12 protein-coding genes are annotated in these 23,485 nt (G+C 54.8%); 7 read left to right on the top strand and 5 right to left on the bottom strand.

The window, feature by feature from the left end:
• Nucleotides 1-204: 204 nt before the first annotated feature.
• Nucleotides 205-1,359, bottom strand: coding sequence for a helix-turn-helix domain-containing protein (locus A3224_RS13700; protein WP_067158061.1), 1,155 nt, complete (start codon nucleotides 1,357-1,359; stop codon nucleotides 205-207).
• Nucleotides 1,360-1,592: 233 nt separating this feature from the next.
• On the opposite strand from A3224_RS13700, the gene A3224_RS13695 reads away from it, so the two are divergent.
• From A3224_RS13695 to A3224_RS13675, 5 genes are all read left to right on the top strand, one after another.
• Entirely contained in the window at nucleotides 1,593-4,445 is a 2,853-nt protein-coding gene (locus tag A3224_RS13695) for a glycosyl hydrolase (RefSeq protein ID WP_067155753.1), read from the top strand.
• Between the two features lie 361 nt (nucleotides 4,446-4,806).
• Nucleotides 4,807-6,384, top strand: a complete 1,578-nt coding sequence (locus tag A3224_RS13690; protein WP_067158059.1) for a sodium:solute symporter family transporter — start codon at nucleotides 4,807-4,809, stop codon at nucleotides 6,382-6,384.
• Nucleotides 6,385-6,572: 188 nt separating this feature from the next.
• A complete protein-coding gene (gene glk, locus A3224_RS13685; RefSeq protein WP_067155750.1) occupies nucleotides 6,573-7,535 on the top strand; it encodes a glucokinase in 963 nt (320 codons plus the stop codon).
• A gap of 175 nt (nucleotides 7,536-7,710) precedes the next feature.
• Nucleotides 7,711-10,560, top strand: a complete 2,850-nt coding sequence (locus A3224_RS13680; protein WP_067155748.1) for a TonB-dependent receptor — start codon at nucleotides 7,711-7,713, stop codon at nucleotides 10,558-10,560.
• 91 nt (nucleotides 10,561-10,651) lie between these two features.
• The gene (locus A3224_RS13675; RefSeq protein WP_067158056.1) at nucleotides 10,652-12,145 is read left to right on the top strand and encodes a tryptophan halogenase family protein; all 1,494 of its coding nucleotides are present in this window, start codon (nucleotides 10,652-10,654) and stop codon (nucleotides 12,143-12,145) included.
• A gap of 83 nt (nucleotides 12,146-12,228) precedes the next feature.
• Here the strand turns inward: A3224_RS13675 and A3224_RS13670 are convergent, their stop codons facing one another.
• The 4 genes from A3224_RS13670 to A3224_RS13655 all read right to left on the bottom strand — a co-directional run bounded on the left by A3224_RS13670 (nucleotide 12,229) and on the right by A3224_RS13655 (nucleotide 18,753).
• Nucleotides 12,229-14,076 carry a glycoside hydrolase family 13 protein gene (locus tag A3224_RS13670; RefSeq protein ID WP_082817544.1) on the bottom strand — a complete coding sequence of 616 codons (1,848 nt, stop codon included), beginning with the start codon at nucleotides 14,074-14,076 and terminating at the stop codon, nucleotides 12,229-12,231.
• A 164-nt stretch (nucleotides 14,077-14,240) separates the two neighbouring features.
• Nucleotides 14,241-16,526 (bottom strand): alpha-amylase family glycosyl hydrolase, encoded by a 2,286-nt coding sequence (locus tag A3224_RS13665; RefSeq protein WP_082817543.1) that lies wholly within the window; start codon nucleotides 16,524-16,526, stop codon nucleotides 14,241-14,243.
• Nucleotides 16,527-16,955: 429 nt separating this feature from the next.
• On the bottom strand, nucleotides 16,956-17,804 hold the full coding sequence (locus A3224_RS13660) for a universal stress protein (protein WP_067155745.1): 849 nt from the start codon (nucleotides 17,802-17,804) through the stop codon (nucleotides 16,956-16,958).
• 130 nt (nucleotides 17,805-17,934) lie between these two features.
• Nucleotides 17,935-18,753, bottom strand: coding sequence for a DUF3014 domain-containing protein (locus tag A3224_RS13655; protein ID WP_067155742.1), 819 nt, complete (start codon nucleotides 18,751-18,753; stop codon nucleotides 17,935-17,937).
• 284 nt (nucleotides 18,754-19,037) lie between these two features.
• On the opposite strand from A3224_RS13655, the gene A3224_RS13650 reads away from it, so the two are divergent.
• A complete protein-coding gene (locus A3224_RS13650) occupies nucleotides 19,038-20,699 on the top strand; it encodes an alpha-amylase family glycosyl hydrolase (protein WP_067155739.1) in 1,662 nt (553 codons plus the stop codon).
• A 746-nt stretch (nucleotides 20,700-21,445) separates the two neighbouring features.
• The gene (locus A3224_RS13645; RefSeq protein WP_067155736.1) at nucleotides 21,446-23,152 is read left to right on the top strand and encodes an alpha amylase C-terminal domain-containing protein; all 1,707 of its coding nucleotides are present in this window, start codon (nucleotides 21,446-21,448) and stop codon (nucleotides 23,150-23,152) included.
• Nucleotides 23,153-23,485 lie beyond the last annotated feature (333 nt).

The raw sequence follows: 23,485 nt of genomic DNA, 5'->3' as shown, positions 1-23,485 counted from the left end.
GATAATGTAATATTTTTTCTGAAAAAAACAGAAAATACGGATGTTCTCGCTTTTTATTGTTGGGAGTGACTGATTTAGTTTGCTTGAGTGCAGTAGTTGGTCTAGGTGCGATCAGGCAGTGGGGTGGCATTTGGTTTTGTTCACAGCTGCAGAGCGGGAGATAAAATCCGACTGGTGATAGATGTAACTCACTTTTTCTCGTACTTATGTAGAGACAGCTTTGTTTTTATTGAGTGCCTGTTTGCGGTACTCCGTTGGTGACATGCCAACCAAGCGGCTGAAAAAACGGTGAAACGCCGATTTGCTGTTGAAGCCAGATTCCATTAACACATCCAGAACAGTCATATCCTTTTTGTCAGGGTTTGCTAATAGTGCCTTGGCCTCTTCTATTCGATAAGAATTGATGAATTCGAAGAAATTAGTGCCAAAATGCTTGTTAATTACATTCGACACTTCTTTTGCTGACAGTTCGACAGAATTGGAGAACTGTTCCAGGTTAAGGTTCTTTTTCAGATAGAGTTTTTCTACTTCCATCGCTTGACGCACTTTGGTTATAGCGCTGTCCGATGGTTTTTCCTCATTCGGCTCACGGCTTTGTTGTGGTTGCGTAGCCAACAATTGATGAGCGTAGCTAAGACTGTAAGCGAAAAAAGCGTTGATCAGGATAAAGGTCACATAATTATCGGCAATACCCAGCTGATCGGCGGTTTCAACTGATGTGTACTTGGCCAGTATGTGCACCAGCAGGGTCCAACTCCAACTGACTAGAACGCCATAGGTGAGAATATTCAGCCAGTGCAGCTCGGTAGTCGAAAAGTGTGAATATTCGTCCTCTAGCTGGCCCCGGTAGCGGCGTAGCAGCAGTACCGCAGCAGCCGCGTAGGCGAGTGGTACAGCGGTGGATAGGTCCCATACGAGATCTACCGCCAACTTGGGGAAATCCGGGTGGTTTTCGGTGAGTCGGCGCAGGTCGTCACTGCTCAGATCAAATACGAATACCCATAGAGCCACTGCCATCGCAGGAATCAGGTGCAGGGCATGGTGCCGGTGCAGGCGCAGGTGCTGCTGTGTTAGAGCGGAGACGTAAAGGTAGATGGCCGGCCCTTTCAACATTATTGCAGTAAGAAGGAAGTAAGGGAGCAGGGATCGTCCAAATAGCGGTGCCACTTCTATCTGGTCGTTCCAAAGAAGTAGTGTGCAGGCGGATGCGGTGGCAACGATAAGCAGGAATGCGGTCAGTAATAGCCCGTAGTTACGTTCGCGGATGGGTAACACCTGCTGAAAAATCGCCAGCAATACACATTCCGCCGCAGTCATCAACAGAACTACGTCGTGAACGTTGAAAATGTACTCTTTCATCATCGCACCGAGGTTTTTATGGGCGTTTTTGGCGAGAGTATACCCGAATTCGCATCGGTAGCGGTTCTTCCCGCTTTGCCTCTGCCAAGGTGGGACAGGGGGCAAGCCCCAGTTTGCCGGTGGGAATAAAGTGGGGCGACGGTCGTTCCTTCACCGTGGGAGGATCTTGTGCCCAGCTATCAGGTATCGAACGGTACCTAACAGCAACCCATAACACTAGAGAGTGCAAAAGGATGAAACTTCTCAGCAAGTCTTTCTGGTTGGGGGCGACGCTTTCCGGCCTTGCGGCGGCGCCTCTGGCCGAAGCGGCCTTTACTAGCTACGGGGCTGGCAATATCAGCGACACCATCAACCCGGCGGGCTACAGTTGCGTGGTTGACTATGGGTACTGGATTCACAACGCGGGAGTGGTAGAACCCGGTGTCAGCTCCTGTGATCCCATTGGTACTCCGACTCCGCGCTACCCGCAACTTGTGGCGCCAGCCAGCGAAAAGCCGACTATGACCCACCGCTGGTGGGGATCGGTGTCCTTCCTCGGTGAGATGACCATCGGCGATAGTGGGGATGCGGCATATATCACTCCGGATCCGATCACTGCACGTATTAGCAATCGCGGTGCGCGCCTGTTATCAATTCCCGCGGGTATCAAAACGCTCTCTAACGGGATTGAGAGTACCTACCAAATCCCCGACCCTTTTAATGAGGTGTTCGATGGGATAGCGGTGGGCAACTCCGCGTACGACGATATGGACGCCTACCTGAAGGATTACAGCGATGGCTCCGCCACCGTACAGTGGCGCAGCGGTTCGACCCCGGTGATGGAGGCGACCTTTGTCTACGGTTCACCCTATGTATATTTCACCGCACTGCAGGGGCAGCTGGTGCTGCGTACCAAGGCCGCAGATGGCGCGGAGAAGGGCACCTTCTACAGCGACGGCAACAGCCTGGGTGTGTGGACAGATGTGGCGGAAATACGCAACCACTTCCTGATCGTGGGGGATGGCGATACTCAGTTCGATAATTCCAGCAGCTCTGAGATCTCAGTGGTGGGCAGCGACACCATTACCGTGGCCTGGCTGCCGGACTCAAGCAGTGCCACCATTCAGACTTTTGCCCAGTACGCGCAGCAGCCGGTAGATGAGGTGTTTATCGATTACTCCGTCGACCGCAGCGATAACTCGGTAACAATTTCCCATTCCTATCGCTATCAGGGGACCCCGGTAACCACGCTGGCCGGCCTGATGCCACTGCAGTGGAAGAATTCCGCTCAGCCATTGTCTGGCTACAATGCCCGCAGCGCCCGCGGTGTGGTGCAGTTTGCGGCTACCAGCCAGTTCAGTTACCAGCTGCCCTTTGTCGGCGTTCTGCCTTATTTCCCCGAGGGTATCGGTGACTACGATGAAAACCAGCTGCGTCAGCTGGTGCAAGAGTTTATCGACGCCGGTAACTGGAATCTCAATACAGATACCTACTGGTCCGGTAAGAACTACGGGAAAGTGGCTGAGCTCGCCGCTATTGCGCGCAGTCACGGCATGACGACCGAGGCGGATCAGTTAATTAACTGGCTCAAAGGCGAGCTGGAGGATTGGTTCCGTGCGAACACCAGCGGCGGATTGGATATCAACAAGTATTTCGTTTATGACGAAAACTGGAATACGTTACTTGGCTTCGATGAATCCTTCGGCGCTCAGCAGCAACTCAATGACCACCACTTCCACTACGGTTATTTTGTGCGCGCGGCGGCGGAGATCTGCCGTGTAGATCCGGACTGGTGCGCGCCCTCGGCCTGGGGCCCAATGGTGGAGCTGCTGATCCGCGACTATGCGGGCGGACGCGACGACCCGATGTTCCCCTATCTGCGCAATTTCGATCCGGCTAACGGATTCTCGTGGGCTTCTGGTCACGCCAACTTTGCCCTCGGTAACAACAATGAATCCACTTCGGAGGCGGCCAACGCCTACGGTGCGATAGTGCTGTATGGTCTGATTACCGGCAATGATGAGTTGGTGGAGCGGGGTATGTATTTACACGCATCCTCCACAGCGGCGTACTGGGAGTACTGGAACAATATTGATCGTTACCGCGGTCTCGGCGGCGACTACGATAACTTCCTGCCCGATTACGACAAGATGACCACCTCGATTATCTGGGGCAATGGTCATGTATTTGCCACTTGGTTTAGTGGTGCCTATGCACACATCCTCGGTATTCAGGGCCTGCCGCTGAGCCCGCTGGTGCTGCATATCGGCCAGCATCCGGATTACCTGGCGGACTATGTGGCCCTCGGTATGAGCGGTGAATCAAGCAATGGCAAGCCATCCGGCCTGCCCGAGGGGCACTGGCGGGATGTCTGGTGGAATATCTGGGCTATGACAGACGGCACTGCTGCCGTTGCTGATTTCAACACGGTGAACTTTAACTACACGCCCGAAGCCGGTGAAACCAAAGCGCACACTTACCATTGGATTCATACCTACAAGGCGCTCGGCCATCTGGCCAGTGGTGATGGTGTGTTAAGTGCCGATTACCCGGCAGCACTAGTATTCGATAATAGCGGTCAGAAAACTTATCTGGCCTATAACTTCGGCAGCAGCGCCCGCACTGTGACCTTCTCGGATGGCACCAGCTTTGAAGTGCCTGCGGGGCAGATGTCGGTTAACGGTTCATCTAGCCAGGAACCGCCAGCTGAATCCCCGACCGAATTTGATCTGACGATTCAGGCAGAGGATTACACCGCAATGTCCGGGGTCCAGACCGAATCTACCTCGGATACCGGCGGCGGCCTGAATGTAGGCTGGATAGACACAGGCGATTGGTTGGCCTATGCGGGAGTAGAGATCCCTGAAGCTGGTACTTACCGCATTGAATATCGTGTCGCCAGTTACTCCGGTGGTGGCCGGCTTTCACTGGACAAGGATGCAGGCCAGACCGTTTTAGGTGCATTAGATATTCCCGCAACTGGCGGTTGGCAGAATTGGACCACGATACAGCATCAAGTGGAATTGCCGGCGGGAACATATCAGCTGGGCATTTATGCGGCACAGGGTGGCTGGAATATCAACTGGTTCCGTATCGTGAAAATCTAAAAAACTATTAAAGGAACCTCTGATTAAGTCACTTTCTGGTGGCGGAGGCGCTTCGGGGCGGATGTGAAGCTCAGGTGATAGGACGGATATTTCGAAACCGTCGGATACAGGGGTGTATCCGTCGGAGCTACAGGGAAGTACTTGTTGCGTTTTCGAAATATCCATCCTGTTGCCTGAGCGCCCCGGAACCCACCGTAGTATCCACTCGAATTAATCAGAGGTTCCCTAAGCTCGATTTGCCCTTCTGTCGCTCGCGACAGAGACAGGTTGTAGGAATGTATTTCCAATAATTTGTCGCATCACAATATGGCTGAGGCAATGAACCAAAGCCAACCAGAAAATAAAAAATATGGTGAGAGAAATGCAGTTAGCACCAATAGATATCGTAATTTTCGCCGTCTATGTAGCCGCCCTGGTTACTATTGGCTACCTGGTCTCCAGGGAAAAGTCCGGCCACCAGAAAAATACCCAGGATTATTTTCTGGCGGGCAAAGGCTTACCCTGGTGGGCGGTGGGTGCATCGTTGATTGCGGCTAATATCTCCGCCGAACAGATTATCGGCATGTCTGGTTCCGGCTACGCGATAGGACTGGCAATTGCGTCCTATGAGTGGATGGCGGCGATCACGCTTATTCTGGTCGGAAAATATTTTCTGCCGGTATTCGTGCGCAAGAAAATCTACACCATGCCGCAGTTTCTCGAACAGCGTTATGATCATCGGGTAAAGGTAGTACTGGCTATCTTCTGGCTGGGGGTTTATACCTTCGTAAACCTGACAGCGGTGTTGTGGTTAGGTGCTTTGGCCATTAATGCAATAGCTGGTGTCGAGTTGCTGTTCGGCCTGCTATTCCTCGGTTTGTTTTCCGCTGCCTACTCCCTCTATGGCGGCCTCAAGGCGGTGGCGCTGACAGATATTATCCAAGTGGTACTGCTGGTGTTTGGCGGCCTGTTGCTGTCTTGGCTGGCGCTGGATCTGATTGCCGGAGGGCGTGGACCCGTTGCCGGCTTTATCGAGTTGACACGTCAGGCACCGGAAAAGTTCGACATGATTTTGTCGAAGGACAACCCCCACTATGCGAGTCTGCCGGGGCTGTCGGTATTGGTCGGTGGTATGTGGGTGATGAACTTCAGCTACTGGGGGTTCAATCAGTACATCGTGCAACGCGCCCTGGCGGCCAAGAGTGTGGAGGAGGGCCAAAAGGGCATTGCCTTCGCCGCTTATCTGAAGTTGCTCATGCCGATTATCGTTGTTCTGCCCGGTATTGCCGCAGCGGTGCTGCTCCCCGATCTGTCGCGCCCGGATCAGGCTTATCCGGAGCTGATGAACCTGATGCCAGTGGGCTTCAAAGGACTGGTGTTCGCTGCCCTGGTTGCGGCCATCGTCTCATCCCTGGCGTCGATGACCAACAGCATTGCCACCATCTTTACGATGGATATTTACTCCCGTTACAAGCCGGGTCAGAGCGAGTGCCACTATGTGACTGTGGGTCGGGCCGCGAGCATGACCTCCCTGCTGCTGGCTATGCTCTGTGCTCAGCCGTTGCTCGGTCAATTTGAGCAGGCGTTCCAGTATATCCAGGAGTTCACCGGCTTCTTTACCCCGGGAATCGTAGTGCTCTTTGTGCTCGGCGTCTTCTGGCCCCGCGCCACGGCAAATTCGGCATTGGTAGCCGCTATCGCCTCGGCGCTATTGTCACTGGCGCTGAAACTGTGGTGGCCAGCGCTGCCGTTTATCGACCGGGTGGGGCTGGTATTCCTGGTCTGTACTGCTCTGGCGGTGGGCGTGTCCCTGCTCCAGGGGCGAGCCCAGGCGGCAACAACTACTGCAGGTGGTGCCCTGGCTCTGCGTGAAATCGACTTTTCCACCAGTCAGAGTTTCAATTTGGCCGCACTGGGGGTTTCTCTAGTGCTGGCAGCGCTTTATGCCACCTGGTGGTAACCGGGTACCCCCTCTGTTCAGCCGGCCACAGTGCCGGCTTTTTTTTGTGTCTGTCCCCCCGGAGCGCATTGCGGTAAGACCGTGCCGTTTCGGGGAAGGGGCTATGACCGCCATGGGACTGGTTTTATTTTGCGCGACGCCGTACCTTATACCGCCATTTTTTTCTGCGGTAGGGATTAAGGATAAAGATGACAAGCATCGTAGCGGATATCGGCGGCACCAATGCCCGCTTTGCTATTGCCAAGCCCGTAGCTGGCGGTTATCAGCTGGAATCACTGAGTGTGGTTGACTGCAGGCGCTTTGACGGCTTCAACGCGGCGCTGCGCCACTGGCTGGATGGGCTGGAACAGCCACACCCGCAGCAGGTATGTATCGCCGCGGCCGGGCCGCTGGAGCAGGATGGGCAGGGCAGCCGTGTCTATATGACCAACCTGGGTTGGACCATTACCACTGAGTCCCTGCAAGAGGAGTTCGGTTTCCCGCGCTTGGAGCTGATCAATGACTTCGCCGCTCTGGCACTGTCCCTGCCTCGGCTGACAGGGGAAGACTACCGGGTACTGCGTGACAAGCCGCGGGTGCCCGGCGCCGCCATGGTGGTACTGGGCCCCGGTACCGGTCTGGGGGTGGCCGGATTGGGCGTTGATAACGGTCACTATCACGTGTTGGCTGGTGAAGGTGGCCACGCGAATCTGGGGGTGTCGACGGAGCGCGAGCTGCAATTGCTGCAGCAGCTTATGAAACAGCAGCAGCCAGTGTTCAATGAGTGGGTGCTGTCCGGCAGTGGCCTGGTTCATCTCTATCGCGCTGTTTGTGATCTGCATGGCCGCAAGGCAGAAGAGCTGACGCCGCCGGACATCAGTGCGCGCGGCCTGGAGGGCTCGGACCCCCTGTGTCGGGAAACCCTGCTGGACTTCCTCAACTTTCTCGGCAGTGCGGCGGGTGATGCGGCCCTTTATCTGGGGGCCCGCGGCGGCGTATTCCTCGGCGGTGGTATACTGCCACGCATCGCTGAGTTGCTGCCTGAGAGTCAGTTCGAGCAACGTTTCCTCAGCAAGGGCAGGGTGGAGCGCTGGATGGAGACTGTGCCCGTCTACGCCCTAAATGCCGGCTATCAAGCCTTGATCGGGGCCGCAGCACATCTGGAAGATTGATTCTGGTTGATTGGTAAAAGCTAAATAAATCAATGGGTTAGGCTGTGGTAAGGCGCCTGGACAAAGGGCGCCATGGATTCTCCCGCCTCCTCCCCCCTCGGGGGAGGATGTTACGGATATTTGGCAGGCCTAGGATGCAAGGCCTCACCATAACGATAAATCCTGGGAGAAGATGATGAGTCTATCCAATAAAGGTAAAGGGGGCTTCCGGCCGACACTGCTGTCTGCTGCCGTGGCGGCGACTGTGACCGCTTCATTGGGCGTGCATGCACAAGAGGGCGCGGAGCCACAGGAGCTGGAAGAGATAACGGTCACCGGCTTCCGCAAGAGTGTGATGGATGCCATCGACACCAAGCGCGATGCCAAGGCGGTCGTTGAAGCCATATCCGCCGAAGATATCGGCAAGCTGCCCGACTCCTCCATTGCAGAATCCATTTCCCGCCTGCCGGGCCTGGCCTCCCAGCGCCTGGACGGCCGCGCCAGCCGTGTGACTATCCGCGGTTTTGGTGAGAACGAGAGCGCAACCACATTCAACGGCCGCGAGCAGGTGTCCATCGGTGACAACCGCGGCGTTGAGTTTGATCTGTACCCGTCCGAGATTATGAGCGGCGTTACCGTATACAAAACGCCGACGGCCGATCTCGAAGCCGAGGGCATCGCGGGTGTGATCGATATGCAGACCGTTAAGCCCCTCGAGCGCGGCGAGCGGCTAGTCAAGGTCAGCGGTCAGTACGAGATGACCAGCTTCGATAAGCTGAATCCCGACGGTGAGGATTCCGGCTACCGCACCACTTTCTCCTATATCGATCAATTTGCCGATGACACTATCGGTGTGGCCTTTGCCTTTAACACCATGAGCTCGCCGAACCAGGAAGAGCGCTGGAATGCCTGGGGATATCCCGAGATTTTTGTGACTGACCAGGGTGTTTACAAGAGCTGGCCGGGTGACGAGAATAATCGAAATTCAGATGGAACCCCATGGGACTCTACGGAGACCAGCATGCTCAGTGGGGCCAAGCCTTATGTGCGTTCGTCTGTTCTTGATCGGGACAGCGCCATGTTGGTGCTCGAGGCCCGGCCCACAGACAAACTGCATATGACTTTCGACAGCCTGTATGTGGACTACTCCGATGAGAAAATCCTGCGCGGTATTGAAATCCCGTTCGCTGGGGGGCAGGGTGTCTTCGAGCCTATCGGGGATGCGACTAATGGCTTTTATACCAGCGGTATTACCGAAGGTCAGCGCGTCGTGGTTCGAAACGATGTGGAGAATCGCGATGCCGAACTGCAATCATTCGGGTTTAACGTCGAATACGATTTCAGTGATGATCTGCAGTTGGGGTTTGATATCAGCCACTCCAAGGTAGAACGTCAGATCTGGAGCTTTGAGAGCTACTCAGGTACCGGTCGAGGTGATAATGGGGGAGTGGCCGATACTCTAAGTTACACCCTTAATTCTGGTAATGCCGGTGCTATCTTTACTCACGGATTGGATTACAGTGATTGGGACCTGATCCAATTGGGCGGCCCGCTTACCTGGGGCTGGAATGAAACTCTCAACAACAAGTACGTTACTGATGATGCACTGATAAATACTGCGCAGGACGGCTTTCTCAATGCGCCGGAAATTGATGATGAGCTGACCTCTCTGAAGTTGGCTGCGACCCAGATGGTCAATGCCGGTATTGTCAACGAAATCAGCTATGGTATTTCCTACCGCGATCGGCAGAAAGACAAACAGTCTCACGGTTACTACGTAACCCTGGCTGCTTTCCCGGATACTCTCGTAGTGCCGGAGGCGTATCGCCTGGGCAGTGTATCGCTGGACTTTATCGGCATGGATGAAATGATCGCCTATGATTCCAAAGCCCTGCTGGCGGATGGTTACTATGAGCTGACCGATGCGTCCCTGGCCGATCTCTCGCACCTGACCAAGTCTTATTCTGTGGGTGAGCAGGTTACTGCCGCCTTTGTTGAAGCGGGTTTCGAGACCGAAGTTGCCGGCTTGGTGCTGACTGGTAGCGCGGGGCTGCGCTATGTTCATACCGAAGTGGAGTCTAAAGGTTACGCCGGGAAGCTTGAAGACGGAGCGGTGGTTGCCGTGCCGTCCAATATCCAGCACGACTATGGACATCTGTTGCCGAGTCTGAACTTGGCCTTGGCGCTCGATGAGCAGCAGACGCTGCGCTTTGGAGCGGCCAAGACCATATCCCGTGCGCGCATGGATGAGATGAATTCTTCCGTGAGCTACGACTACCTGGCAGTACAGGACGCAAATGGCAATAACTTCAGCATCAGTGGAGGTAATCCCTATCTGGAGCCGAAGGAAGCAGTGGGCCTGGATTTGTCCTATGAGAACTACTTCAGCGATGAAGGCTACTTCTCTATCGCCTTGTTCTGGAAAGACCTGGACAACTGGCACTTCGACGATATTTACGAGGTGGATCTCTCCGAAATTATGGACCTAAGTGCCGTGCAACTACCGGACGGAGTGAATACCACTGCGACTCGCAGCAGCAAGGTCAATGGTGGTGGCGGTACTTTGCAGGGTTACGAAGTCTCTGTCGCCCTGCCGTTAAACGTGTTCAGCGAATACCTGGACGGATTCGGCATGCTGGCCAGCCATACTGGCGTAAGCTCAGATATCGAAGACCAATATGGCAACGATTATGAGCTGCCGGGCTTGTCCGACAAAATCCAGACTTTTACCTTTTACTATGAGAAGTACGGTTTCTCAGCGCGGGCCAGTATGCGCAAGCGCTCCGACTTCAAAGGAGAGGTTTACGATATCGCTTTCGAACCAAAACAGGTTGAAGTATTGGGTGAAACCATCTGGGATGCACAGCTTGGCTACGACTTTGCCGAATCCGGTATTGGCGGTCTCGAGGGCCTGTCCGTATTCCTGCAGGGCATTAACCTGACCGATGAGCCGTTCACTACCCTGAGTGGCGACAATGAGCTACAGGTTCGTGACTATCAGAGCTACGGCAAGACCTATCTGTTGGGTTTCAGTTACGAGTTCTGATTTCCGGTAGTTAGTCTCACAGGTTGAAGGCCCTTGCAATCCCGTGTTGCAAGGGCCTTTTTATTTTTCGCTTCACGAACGGGTGTTTCAAGTGCGTGATGGAAGTATAAAAAAACTGGTCATACTGGGCGGCGGCACCGCCGGCTGGATGACTGCAGCCCTGGCAGCCAAGGTGCTGGGAAAAGTCATCGATATCACTCTGGTGGAATCGGACCGCATCGGAACTGTAGGGGTAGGTGAAGCTACCATCCCGCCGATAATCCATTTCAACCGTGCATTGGGGATTGATGAGCGGGAATTTCTAACTGCCACAAAAGGCACTATAAAACTGGGAATTCAGTTTGAGAACTGGCTGCGGCGTGGCGACAGCTATATGCACGCCTTTGGCAGTATCGGCAAGAATCTCGCCTTTTGTGATTTTCACCATATTTGGAACCGCAGTCGCCTGCGCGGCGACACTTCGAGCTTCTGGGATTACTCGTTGAACTACCAGGCGGCCATCAACAATAAGTTCGCTCCACTGACGCATATCCAAGGCACCAATCTACCCGGTATCTCCTACGCCTATCACTTCGATGCGGGGCTCTACGCCCAGTTTCTGCGGCGCTATAGCGAGGGCCGGGGCGTCAAGCGGATCGAAGGTATGGTCAAGGAGGTGAGAGTCCGGTCGGACAACGGCTTTATCCAAGGCCTGCTACTGGAGTCTGGCCTGGAGATTGACGGCGATCTGTTTGTGGATTGCACCGGTATGGCCGCGCTGCTAATAGAGAAAACCCTGGGCGTCGGCTACGAGGCGTGGTCCCAGTGGCTGCCTTGCGACAGGGCCATGGCGGTACCCAGTGCATCAGCAAAACCCATCGTGCCCTACACGCGCTCCATTGCCCACGAGGCTGGCTGGCAGTGGCGTATTCCGCTGCAACACCGCACGGGCAACGGCCTGGTATATTCCAGTAAGCATTGGAGTGATGACCGGGCACGGGAAGCATTGATGAGCAATCTGGATGGTGAGCCACTGGCGGAACCCAGGGTTATCCCGTTCCGCACCGGCCGCAGGGGCGAGCAATGGTGCAGGAATGTAGTCAGTATCGGCCTGTCCAGTGGCTTCCTGGAGCCTCTGGAATCCACCAGTATCCATTTGATTCAAACCGCCGCCACCCGGCTGATGAAAATGTTCCCTCATCGCGGCATCCGCGCGGAAGAGGTGGCCGAATTCAACCGCCAGTCCAGGGTAGAAATCGAACATATCCGCGATTTCATTATCCTGCACTACAAGGCCAACCAGCGCCGGGATAGTGATTTCTGGCGCGACTGTGAGGCGATGGGGGTGCCGGATACATTGAGCGAGAAGGTGGAGCTATTCCGCAGAACCGGCAAGGTATTCCGCGATTACGACGACTTGTTTAGCGAGGCGGCCTGGCAGCAGGTAATGATCGGGCAGGGCATAGTGCCGGAGGATTATCACCCAGTTGCGGATGCTTTGTCGGAAGAGCAACTGGGAGATCTGATGGCGAGCCTGAGGACTATGATCGACGGCACGGTAAATAGTCTGCCAGAGCACGAACAGTATTTACCGAATGTTGGATAACGGAGAGCGGGCTCCTCGGCTCTGCGGAGAGCTGTTTCGCGCAGCTCTCCGCAGAATTTTTCCGAGAGAATGGACCCGGTCTTTTATTGCATTACCAGCACAAGCCCGTTTCGTGGAGAAATCTTGATTTCCCCCAGGCTCTGGTCGAGCGTAGTTGTTTTGTTGCTGAGTAGATCCCGCCAGGTGGAATCACCGAGTATTTCTGTCGAGATACTCTGTGTCTTCGGAGAGTTGTTCAATATCACCAATACCCGATTGTCGCGATACTGCCGCAGATAACCGTAAAGCTGGCGCTCGTCATCGATCACTACCGGATTAAAATCTCCCTGCTGCAGCGCCGGGTTTTGGTTGCGAATATGAATCAGTTTTCGATAGTGCGACAGCAGATCACTATTCACGGCAACCTTGTCGGGCGATCGCTTGCTTCCGTCGGGCAGGAAAACTTCATCTTCGTATTCGATGTCCGGCCAGATCATCGGCTTGCGGCTATCCGGATCGTTTGCGCCCCACATGCCCACTTCGTCGCCGTAATAAATCATCGGTGCGCCCACATAGGTCATCTGGAAGATGGCAAAGAGTTTTTGCAGTTGTATCTCCTGGGCGTTGGGCTTCCTGACGTTGTAGTCGGGGTTATTGGTGACCTGTGAGGTGGGGAAGTAGTTGTCCCAATCCCGGAAGTTGCCGATACCGCGGTTTACGATATGTGAGCCGATACGGTTGGAATCGTGGCTGCCAAACAAGTTTTGCACCACATAGGCCACACCCTGTGGATACAGGTTCCTGAGTTCTTTTAGCTTGCGGTCAAATTCGCTGGCACTGATATTCATGCCCGGCGGGTTGAAGAAGAACTCGGCTGCGGTGAAGGCAAAGTTGTAGTTCATTTCGCCGTCAAACTCGTCGCCCTGGAAATACGGCTTCACTTTCTCCGGCTCGTCGACAATTTCCGCAGTGAGATAGGCCTCGGGATTGACCGACTTCACATGGCTGCGCCACGCTTTCCAGAAGTTGTGGTGCACCTCGAAGGCCACGTCCAGCCGCCAGCCGTCGATGCCGTGTTCTATGCCTTTGCCTTTCGGATTCATCCAACGTTCAGTTGCGGAAAATACGTAGTCTCTAGGCCCTTTGACCAGACCGTTTTCATCTTCCCTGAACTCGGGTAGAGAAGCTACGCCAAACCAACCGGAATACTTGAATTCCGTTCCTTTTTTTTCGTCGCGGAAAGACTCGACAATAAACCAGTCTTTATAGGGAGACGCCTGCTGGTGCTTCAGCAGGTCTTGAAAGGCGAAGCTGTTGATGCCCATATGGTTGAACACACCGTCGAAGATAATTTTCATATCCCGCTTATGGGCTTCGTCGATCAGCTTCAGTGCCAGCTCATCGGCCTTGGTCCAGACCCAGGTTGAAGGGTCCAGTGGATTTTCCGTGGCCATCAGTTTGCGGTCCCCTTCCGGGTCGGGGCCAAAGTTTGGATCTATATGATGGTAGCTGGCGCCATCGTATTTGTGCAGCGACGGGGCATCGAAGACAGGGTTCAGGTAGACGGCGCTGATGCCGAGATCTTTCAGGTAGTCGAGTTTATCGATAACGCCTTGAAGGTCGCCGCCATAGCGGCGCCGCAGCAGGTGTTTCCACAACTCCGGTTCGCCGTTGGCCTTCTCGTAGGGCTGTAATTTGTACCAGTCGCTACCCCAGGGGTGGATCTGCCAGTGTTTCGGCGGATCCTGAGGGTCCGCTCCGAGGATATCTTTCACTTTGGGGTCGTTGGTGGTATCGCCATTGCGAAAGCGCTCTGGGAAGATCTGATACCAGACGACTTGTTTAGCCCATTGCGGCACAAACTCAACTTTCTCGCCGGCGTTGGATGCGGTGGGAAAGGCGAGTGCCGCGGAAAATAGGGCGCTTATTGTGATCCGGCTAATGTTTTTCATAGACAACTTTTTCTCAACGCACATGAATCAATATAAAAATTAGAGTAAAGCAATCATCCGCTCGATTGATGGGCGCTCTAGGTCACCATGGACAACCTTGGGTTACCCCTGCAAAGCCTGGCCATTCCTGGCCAGGCTTTCTCCGTTTGGGGTCAGATAAGCGTTTACTGCCAGGTTAAAACGCTTGTATCCAGAGTCCCGGTGGATGAAGAGGGAGATGTAATGGAGCGGTTGTTCCCCCCTTCCCAGGTTACATTGCCACTGCTGTCCTTTTTGATGAACTTGTATTGAATGGTGGTGTTCTTCGGCACTGAGACCGGCAGAAACCACTCCGGATAGTTCGGCGTATGGAAGGGGCCTACAGCTTTGGAGGTGTCCCAGCTTCCCAGTTCCGGAATATCACCGACGATATAGATATTCTCTCCCCAGCTGGTAGTGGCGTTAACTTTAAAGATGACCTGATTCTGATCGTCGGACAATACCTCGTAGCGGAACTGATTGCTGACGTTGGTACCTTTCGTGACCGTAATCTGTCTGGCTCCCGCACTGACATTGGGTACGATTGCTTCGATCATCGTATCGCTGTTGGACACTACCGTTGCCGCTGTGCTGTCAAATTTGACGGTAACGGTGCCGCCGAGACCTGTGCCGTATATGTAGACGGTATTTCCAGCGCGTCCCATTGTGGACACGACATCGCCAATGCGGGGAATGGCGGTGCCCAGATCGGGATTGTAAGACCAGACACTGACTTCGCCACCTGCGAGTGTAAAGGAGCCTATCTTTCCGTTGTTGACGGTCATGGAGTCCCCGTACAGCAGGCCGTTCAGCACGTCATCGTAGCTTCCCGCAGGCAGGGTCGTATTGATTGCCGGGACAGTAAAGGACAGGTCTGGTTGGCGGTTTACCGCGACAATCACCTGCTTGTCATAGAACTGCCGTTTGAAAACAAGCACATCGTCGCTGCTGTAAAGTATGGCGGTTTCGCCATAGGCGACCGCTTCATTCTGCCTGCGCAGTGCGGACAGGGCCTGAATGATCTTGTAGGCCGTGGTTGTCTGATCGAACGAGGTCTCCCTTTCCATAAACACCCGCCCGGAAATGTCGCTACTGTCGGCAGAGGTCAGGTATTGTTCTGTACCGTAGTAGATGTTGGGCGTGCCGCGTGCGGTGAGCAGTGTGGCCAGAGCCGCATGGTAAGGTTTGTCGTTTGGTTGAATGTAGCGGAATCGGGTGACGTCATGGTTGTCGAGGAAAGTGACTGCCTGATTCTCGTACTCGTAATCTGCGCTGGTCGCAATCAGCATCTGGCCGAATGCACTCATCGTCTCAGAGAAGTAGCCGAAAGCGTTGGTTGATGCGCGGAAGTACTCAAAATCGAGATTGTTTATACCCGTGCGATCCGGGAAAGACTGGTATTCATCGTATTTCGGGTCTGGACGTCCGATAAAGAACTCTCCGAAGTGGGTAAGCGGACCACCGCTTGCGGAGTCAATCGCATCCTTGAACCCCTTGGCGAATGAGGGGCTCATATGCAGGGTTGCGTCGTGGCGGAAACCATCCACGCCTTTGGATTTCCAGAAGGTGGCCGCTTTTTCCAGATGTTCTACAACCGCTGCGTTCTCAGTGGAGAAATCAGACAGAGAGCCCAAGTCCTTAAAGCGGTACCCGAACTGTGTGTCATCACTGCCTCGGTCACCGAGGTTGTGGAACCAGCCGTTGATGTCATAGTTGGGATCGGCGAGCAGGTTTTCGACGTTTCCATCGGAGTTGTAGTCTACAGGGTTGCCGTTTGAGTCAAAGACATAGTCGCCGTTGCTGTCCTTGTCAGGCTCGTACAGCTTGCCGTCCTCCGGTGAGTTGCCGCTGGTCGGGTTGGTGCCGCGGCTCGTATGGTTGGATACAAAATCGATAATGAGCTTTATGCCGTTGGCGTGCAGCGCGTCCCTCAGCGCTTCGAAATCCTGCATCAGGCCGAAGTGCTTGTTGGTGGCGAAATAGTTGCGCACATGATAACCGTGGAAGCTGGTCCAGAGGTCGTAGCCACCGCTCTGCTGGTAGTCGTAAATTGGCGTATCGCGGTTTTCGTAGGGGGCGGAAATCCACACCGCGGTAACGCCCATGTTTTTCAGGTAGGAAATTTTATCGATGATCCCCTGCCAATCGCCGCCCTGATACAGTTTCAGGTCGTCTCCGTTACCGAGGCCGTCCTGGTCTGGATCGTCAAACAGACTGGCGCTCGATCCTGTCGGGATGTTGTTGGAAGTATCGCCGTCGACAAAGCGGTCGGTAATAATCTGGTAAACGACGTCCTTAGGAGTGACCGGGGAGAGCATACCGGAGGACGTTGCCGCTTCCGCTTGCTGTGCTGATAGCGTGCTCAAGCCGACTGTGGCGGTCAGCGCAATGGAAGATCCCAAACATCGCAATACATTTTTTTTCTTTTTCATTGGGTTTTGTCTCTTATAGTGTTGTGTGAGTGAACGGATCAGTGTCACGTCTTTGAGCCCGCAGCCCCCGATTTATGCACAGGTAAAGAACAGCGTACCCAGCAGCAGGGGATGAAACCGCTTTTACCTCATCTAAAGGCTCGATCTGATGTTATCTATAGCCACGGTTGCAACCCTCCTCCCCTCTAAGGGCGTAGACAGGGTTGGTCGTCGCCTTCTATGCTCTGGAAAACCCGGTGCTTCTTACAGTGAGGGGGCAACAGAAGGCCGACAACAAACGGAAGGCTGTACCTCTGTAGTGGGTGACTTTTGACCACATCCGGTGGAGAGTTAGTGCGGGAGGGAAGAAATGCCAGTCAGCGGGTTTGACTGACTGGCTTGCGAGAGGCGCTCTTGTCTAATCAGTGAGTGGAGCGCTTTGGGTGAGGTTCACTTGGTCGTTGTGGTGAATTCGTTACAAACCATCACATCTGTATCCAGGGAGGCGATCACTCGCTCCGCGGTATTGCCCCGCAGTAGTGAGCCGGTGGCGCCATACTGGTTCAGGGTGCCCATCACCACAAGGTCCGCATCGATTTCTTTCGCCACCTGGGCGACCACTTCGTTGGTATAGCCCTGCCTCACGTGAATGCGGCTGGTGGGTACGCCGGTCTTATCCGCAAGTTTGGCCAGGGCGCCGCGGTCTGGGTAGAGCATGGAGTCCAGGTAGGCGTTCACCAGGTGGAGTTCAGCGCCTTCATAACAGCTGGTGATATAGTTGGCGCGCTCGGTGATCTGCCGGTTGAGTTGACGTTGCTGCGATGTCTGGGCTTGGTAGTTGACCGTGGCCAGGACAACTTGACGGCTGTCTTTGGCGCCGGGACGGATCAGCACCACCGGGCATTTGGCTTTCTTGAGTACTTCCCACTTGGATTCGGCGAAAGTCCAACGGCGGTTGGTTTTCGGGTGGAGCGGCAGGTAAATCATTTCGGCGTTGTAGCGCTTTGATTCCTGAATAATGGAACCCTGCCAGTCACTGGACCAGCACACCAGGAGTTCATGCTCCACGCCAGCGTCTTCCGCAGGCTGGCGGATTTTTTCACGGAACCAGGTTTCGTCGCGGAACAGGTGGTCGTTGACCGCGCGCGTGTCTACCGCCTCGCCGTCCACGGCGACGAAGATGACCAGTTTGGGTTGGGGGTTGCGGAGCTTGGCGATGATCAGGGCGCGCTCCAGCGCCACATGTTTTTCGTCATTGGGGTCTACGACAACAAAGACAGTAGTCTGCTCGGCCTGCATTTTCTCTCCTCGGCTGGAATGGATCTTCTTGTTGTTTTCGTACCGCAGCGGCCGGGTTCAACCTTCCGGCCGGCAGCGGCCGCTGTGGAGGAGATTAGCACAAACCCTGTGCCGTGGCTTCAGGTGGTGACTATTCGGATTGTTGCAGCGGAATCTGCTCCAATGCCGCTTTCAGCTCCCGCAGTTTTTCCTTGACCCGCGCGGCGTTATCCGGCCCCATACGGATCATCAGTTTGTGCAGTCCGGGCAGCTTTTCCAGCTCGGGATCGGCGAATTTGTAGTAGACAGAAGGGCGCACCAGCTGGATAGGCTCCTCTGCTGCCGGCGCCGCCAGAACCTTGTCGATGGCCTCCATGACTTCTTGGTGGAAATTCTTATTTCTGATACCCAGCTCGGCATAGGCCTGGGCCAGGCGCGGGTACCAATAGCGGTAGATTTCCACGGCGGTGTCGGTGTCCATCATGGAGAAGAGGCGCACCGCTTGATCATAGCGGCGGTAGTTCTCCGGGGACAATTCTATGCCGGTGGGACCTGCCTCGGTGATCGCGATTGGCCCTTTGATGGTTTTTAGGGGACGGTGTTTGTGGATCAGCTCGCCGCGGGAGGCGGCGTTGACTGCGGCTACCCACTTGCGCACCACTTCATCGGGCACCAGCCACTTGGCCAGGGCGCCGTCGGGAGCGAGACTCATCAGATCCCGGTATGCGGCTTCGTCGCTCTCGTTCAGGGCCGGGGGCGGCCCCTTCTCGGGCTCGGGCACGGGTGCCGGTTCCGGGGGCGGTGGTGCCGCGATTTCGGGCATAGGTTCGGGCTCTGGCGCCGGCTCTTCTATTACCGCCTTGGGTGGCGCCTCTGTTTTGTCTGCGGACCAAAACCAGTAGGCGCCCGCCGCTACCGCTGCAAAGACAACCAGGCCGATGATCCACTGGGTCGACTGATTTTCCGACATTCCCTGCCTCCTGTAGCTGAGGTTTGACTGTTGGACCGCGCTGCCGATTAGCGGTTTCCTGTGACGCAGAATTCAGTGTAGCTACATTACTCCGCACAGGCGCGGGCCGCAAAGCTTTCGACCGGCACAGTCTCAGCGTCACCAGGGCCCGGCGGCGTGTTCCAGGCTCGGTGACAGCGCGCGGGGCAATAGAGCGGCCTACGCCCCCGGGGTGGAGGATGTGGGACAGAGACGGGTCGCTAAAGTTGCATTGACCAAATTGCGATCAATGAGCAGAGAGAATAATGAGGAAATTTGCCAGCTTATGCGCAGCTTTGCTGCTGTGTTCAAGTGCCTGCGCGGAGAGGGATGCAGACGCTGTCGCGGATACCAACGCAGACGCTTTCTGGCGCAACGCTACTGTTTACTTCCTGCTGCCGGACCGCTTTGCCAATGGCGATCCGGAAAACGATTTGTCCTACGGCCGCGGGAATGACGCTGCGCCCTTGCGCGGTTTTCACGGCGGCGATCTGCAGGGGGTTATCGATAAGCTGAACCAGGGGTATTTCAACGCACTGGGGGTAGATGCCCTGTGGATGTCCCCGGTTTACGAGCAGATCCACGGCGCCACTGACGAAGGCACCGGCCGCACTTACGCTTTTCACGGTTATTGGCCCAAGGACTGGACCAGCGTGGACCGGAATTTCGGCAGCGAGGCAAAGCTGGCGGAGCTGATCGAAACGGCCCATCGTCACGGCATCCGCGTGCTGCTCGATGTGATCGTCAACCACACGGGCCCGGTGACAGATAAGGACCCGCTCTGGCCGGAATCCTGGGTGCGTGCGGAGCCGGTCTGCGACTGGAGTGGTTTTTCTGGCACGGTGTCCTGCACGCTGGTCAAAAACCTGCCGGATATCCGTACAGAGGATGAAAAGCCGGTGGCGCTGCCGCCACAGCTGGTCGACAAATGGAAAGCCGAGGGGCGCCTCGAACAGGAGCAGGCGGAACTGGAAGCCTTTTTCCAGCGCACCGGTTATCCGCGCGCACCGAAATACTATCTGGTGAAGTGGATTACTGACTGGGTGCGTGAGTACGGCGTGGACGGCTTCCGGGTGGACACCGTCAAGCATGTGGAGCCGGAGGTTTGGCAAGTGCTGAAGAGGGAGGCGAGCCTCGCACTGGCGGATTGGAAAAAGCGCAACCCGGACAAAAAACTCGATGACCGCGATTTTTATATGATCGGGGAAGTTTACGGCTACGGTATCACCGGCGGGCGCGAATACGATTTCGGTGATCGCAAGGTGGACTTCTTCGACTATGGCTTCGATAGCCTGATCAATTTCGATATGACTGCGCGCGCCGCAAAAGAAGATATGGAATCTATCTTTTCCAGTTATTCGAAAATGCTGCACGGCGGGGCGCTCGGTGGCTTGAATGTACTCAATTACCTCACTTCACACGACGATGCGCACTCTTTCGACCGCGAACGCCAACGGCCGCGGGAGGCAGCGCTCAAGTTGTTACTGGCGCCGGGCGCGGCGCAAATCTATTACGGCGACGAAGTGGCTCGGCCTCTGATGGCCAGTGATGCAGAAGGGGACGCCCAGCTGCGCACGCCGATGAACTGGAGCGACCTCGAAAAGACGGAAAAACGTGAGGTTCTGGATCACTGGCGGAAGCTGGGCCAATTCCGCCAGGCGCACCCGGCAGTCGGTGCCGGGGTGCACAGAAAACTGCAGGACAAGCCCTACACTTTTGCCCGCACGCTGGAGGGAGAAGCGTCCGTGCTGGTATCTATCGGTACTGGCACCGGGAAAAAATCCCTGCCGGTATACGGTTTGTTTGCCGAAGGTACACGAGTGAAGGATTTTTATTCCGGTCTTGAGGCGGTGGTTAAGAACGGCCGGGTGGCGTTTGATACGGAGTTCGATCTCCTGTTGCTGGGACAGGCCGCAAACAGCCATTAAGGCGCCTGTGATTCATTCGTCTGACCGCTGTAGTTGTTTCAGGGGCGCTCAGGCAATGTGAATACACGAATACTCGCCTGTAGCTCCGTCGGATACAGGGATGTATCCGTCGGAGCTACAGGGAAGTACTCGTGCGTTTTCGAAATTCCCGTCCTATTGCCTGAGCGCCCCGGAAGCTACCAGAGTGTTCGCGCGAATTAATCAGAGGTTCCTTAATTATTGTTCCTTTTTATATCGTCATCCTCTCTTCTGATTTCCGCCGCCTTGTGCGGCGTTTTTCTGTGAGGGCCTGCATTTTTCGGGCACAAAAGGCGATCTCTGTCATAATTTTCCACTACGCCCCCTTTGGGGGAGGATGTGTTCCGTCTTTATCCCCATCTAGGCTGTGAAGCTGCTGTTGTCACAAGCCGGAGCCATTGCTGTACCGCGCTGCTCGGTCAATAAATCTAAAAAATAATAATGGTACAGAGCGATGAATAATCCCTTTCCCGGCGCTCAGCTCCGGCTGCTTGCCTTCCCCAGTCTACTATTTTCCTGTTCCGCAAAAGGTGTCTCGTCGGATTGGAAAATCCACGACGCTATCAGTTGCGCTATTTGTCTCGGTGCAGCGCACCTTTAAAGCCCAAGCAGCAATCAATCAGAAGTTCACCAGTAGTTTTGTTTTCTAGATAGCGTCTAAATATCGCTATAGCGCGTTTATACAAATTAACCAGAGATTCCCCCCAAAAGAGAAAAGGAAAATTACGATGAAAAAACCACAGGGATTCAGGTGTTGGCTCAGTGGTGTGGGCCTCGCGCTGGGCGCACTATCTGCCGGTAATGCCAGTGCGGGTACCGCGTTTGTGCATCTGTTTGAATGGCGCTGGAATGATATTGCCAGCGAGTGTGAAAATTTCCTCGGCCCCAAGGGATTCGATGCCGTGCAGATATCCCCGCCGCAGGAGCATATCAGCCTGGATACTTGGTGGGCGCGCTATCAGCCGGTGACCTATACCAATCTCACCAGTCGCAGTGGCACCGAAGCGGAGCTGGCGAGCATGATTCAGCGCTGTCACGCCGCTGGGGTGAAGGTCTACGCGGATATGGTGATAAATCACACCGCTGCCTGGAACCAGGGCGGCACAGGCTGGGGAGGAACGCCCTGGTCGGTGACCAATCACCCGGAGTTCTCGCCACAGGATTACCACTCTGATTGCACCGTCAGCAACTACGGTGATGCCTATAACGTGTGGAATTGCCGGCTCAGCGGGCTGCCAGATCTGAATACGGGTTCCGGTTATGTACAGGATCGATTGGCGGCCTACTTCAATAAGCTGAAGGGCATGGGGGTGGACGGTTTCCGCGTGGACGCGGTCAAGCATATGGCGCCGGGAGACCTGCAGGCGATTCTCAATAAGGCCGGCAACCCCTGGGTCTTTTCCGAAGTGATTGGTGCGGCGGGTGAAGCGGCGGAAATTCAGCCGGGAAATTATACCTACCTGGGCCATGTGACTGAATTTAAATACGGCACCGACCTGGCCAGTAACTTTAACGGTCAGATCAAATACCTTGCCAGTATCGGTGAGTCCTGGGGATTGTTGCCGTCGTATAAAGCGGTCAACTTTGTCGATAACCACGATCGCGAACGGGGCCATGGTGGTGGCGGCAATCTCACTTACAAGGATGGAGCAAAATACAACCTCGCCAATGTTTTTATGCTTGCACACCCCTATGGCTATCCCAAAGTGATGTCCGGTTACAGATTTACAAATACCGACATCGGCCCACCCGCCACTGGCCCGCAGGGCTGTACCAACAGTGCCTGGGTGTGTCAGCACCGGTGGGGCAATATTGCCAATATGGTTGGCTTCCGCAATTTTGTGGATGGCACAGCGATGACCAATTGGTGGGATAACGGCAATAACCAGATCGCCTTTGGCCGTGGCAATAAGGGTTTTGTGGTGATCAATAATGAGTCCGGCCAGCTCAATCAAACCTTGTACACAGGCTTGCCTGCCGGGGAATACTGCAACGTGCTTGCCGGCGACGACGCTTGCAGCGGTCATATGATTACCGTTGATGGCAAGGGTTACGCGACCTTCAATATCGCCGCCAATTCTGCCGCGGCTATTCATGGCGGCGCTGTAGCTGCTCCCTGCAGAGAGTGTGCCGCGCAGAATTTTCCGCAACTATATTTCCGCGGTACCGCGAATGGTTGGGGCGTGGACACCATGGCTCTTGTTGCCGACCATACCTGGCAGATTTCGGTTTCCTTTGATGGTCAGGCGGATCAGCGATTTAAGTTCGATGTCTACGGGGATTGGCGTCAGAACTACGGCGATAGCGGAGCCGATGGAACGCTCGATCGAACCGGGGCGGATATCTATACCCCTGTCGTCGGCGACTACCTGGTGGAAGTCAACGACCGGACAATGACTTACAGTCTACACTGCCTCGAATGTGGGGAATACTAGGGAAGCCTCTCTTCCCTGTATTTACGCGGTACACCAGATCAATGTGGCGATAAAAAATGAAACAGGTGGGTGGTGGTGCCTGGGGCGTGGAATTTGACGGCTGGGCATAGTTGCATTTTAGGGATTGTTCATACTAGTTAGTGTACCTACTATCAAAGCAAAATGTATGAAGAACTTGAAAATGACATCTAACCTTTCAAAATGAGAAGAAATCGTCATGCGGAAGCGGTCTGTGGACAATTGCTGAGAGTTACAGCGGATAGATGACAGCCAATATCATGGAGATTGACAGGTTTTCAGATTTTTGAAACTCGTTTATTTCCATATTAATTC

Source organism: Microbulbifer thermotolerans, from assembly GCF_001617625.1.
In the GTDB taxonomy this organism is placed as follows: domain Bacteria; phylum Pseudomonadota; class Gammaproteobacteria; order Pseudomonadales; family Cellvibrionaceae; genus Microbulbifer; species Microbulbifer thermotolerans.
The sequence above is the reverse complement of the archived record's forward strand: the minus strand, read 5'-3'. Positions and strand labels throughout refer to the sequence as shown.